The organism is Desulfovibrio sp. 1214_IL3152 (assembly GCF_036763055.1).
Taxonomy (GTDB): Bacteria; Desulfobacterota; Desulfovibrionia; order Desulfovibrionales; family Desulfovibrionaceae; genus Desulfovibrio.
Window position 1 is genome coordinate 1 of record NZ_JBAIYW010000151.1, and the last position, 1,321, is coordinate 1,321.

Annotated in this window: 2 protein-coding genes; both read right to left on the bottom strand. The window is 58.7% G+C overall.

The features are described 5' to 3' along the window. Nucleotides 1-284: ribosome biogenesis factor YjgA (gene yjgA, locus V6C07_RS03120; protein ID WP_333534919.1), on the bottom strand; the 284-nt coding region annotated here is incomplete at its 3' end. A 26-nt stretch (nucleotides 285-310) separates the two neighbouring features. Continuing rightward, nucleotides 311-1,222, bottom strand: coding sequence for a 4-hydroxybenzoate octaprenyltransferase (locus V6C07_RS03125; protein ID WP_333534920.1), 912 nt, complete (start codon nucleotides 1,220-1,222; stop codon nucleotides 311-313). Nucleotides 1,223-1,321 lie beyond the last annotated feature (99 nt).

A 1,321-nucleotide genomic window follows, 5' to 3' on the forward strand; every position in this document is an offset into this window, starting at 1 on the left:
AGGGGTTCCACATCATCCATTTCGCGTATGAGGCGGCCGATGAACTGCATCTGGCGGCGGCGTCCCTCATGGTTGCGTATGCGGGCATACAGGCCCAGAGCTTCCGCAAGCTCCGGGGGCAGGCTCAGGCTCTGCACTTCCTGCGGGCCAAGGCGGGCAAGCTCTTCACCCAGGGCCTGGAGAGCGTGGCTTTCGCGCTTTTTGGCCGAACGGCTGGGCTGTTGGAAATCCTGTTCCTGCCCGTCGTCATGAGCCTGCCATTGATACTGTTTTTTACGAGGCATGAAAAATCCTGGAGCAAAGTTGTTTTTTAGAAATAGATGCCAAGAATCACCCCGGCCAGCACCACGGGAGATATGATGCCGTTAAGGGTAAAAAAAGCCGTGTTTACATGGCGCAGGTCTTGCGGCCGCATGAGCCTGTGCTCCACAAAAAGCATGATGGTAATGCCCAGCCAGACCACATGCCAGGGCCAGCTCAAACCGGCCGCAAAACCTGTCAGCAGCAGGAAGATGGACGTCATGGCATGGGAAAAGGCCGCCAGAACAAGCGCGGTTTCCGCGCCGAAGGTGGCCGGTATGGAGTGCAGCCCGAAAGCCTCGTCAAAGTCCACATCCTGAAAGGCGTAATAAATGTCAAAGGCGGCCACCCAGAAGGTCACGGCAAAAAACAGCAGCACCGGGGCCATGCCCAGGCTGCCGGGATCCACCGAAAGCCATCCGGCCAGCGGGGCAAGGCCGAGCGTGGCCCCCAGCCAGAAGTGACACAGGGGCGTAAAGCGCTTGAGCACGCTGTAAATCGCGGAAAAAACAAGCGCCGGAATGGAAAGCCACAGGCAAACCTGGTTGAGACACGCGCAGGCGGCGATAAAAATGACGGCCATAAGCCCGCAGAACGCCCATGTCTGCCTGGTGGAGATGGCTCCGGTAACAAGGGGGCGGTTCTGGGTGCGCGGATTGTCGCTGTCAAAGGGGAGATCCACAAGACGGTTGAACGCCATGGCAAATGAGCGGGCCGCCACCATGGCGATGGTCAGAAACACCAGGCTCCATGTCGGGGGCAGCCCCCGCGCGGCCAGAAAGGCTCCGGCCCAGGCGTACGGCAGGGCAAAGATCGAGTGCTCGATCTTGATCATCCGGCAGATATCGGAAAATTTGCCGAAAGGGGAGGACAGACGTCCCAGGTATGGGCTTATCCGGCCAAGAGGATTTTGGAAACGCATTTTTTCTCCTTACAACTGATCAAGATCCGTACAAAAACATTTTCTGCCAAGGCCGAACGCCCGCGCCGTTGCTGGCAGGCAGGGCGGCGTCTTCGGCGG

Excerpts from the sequence above, each read along its gene's own strand:
- V6C07_RS03125 (WP_333534920.1), bottom strand. The coding sequence starts at position 1,222 with ATGCGTTTCCAAAATCCTCTTGGCCGGATAAGCCCATACCTGGGACGT.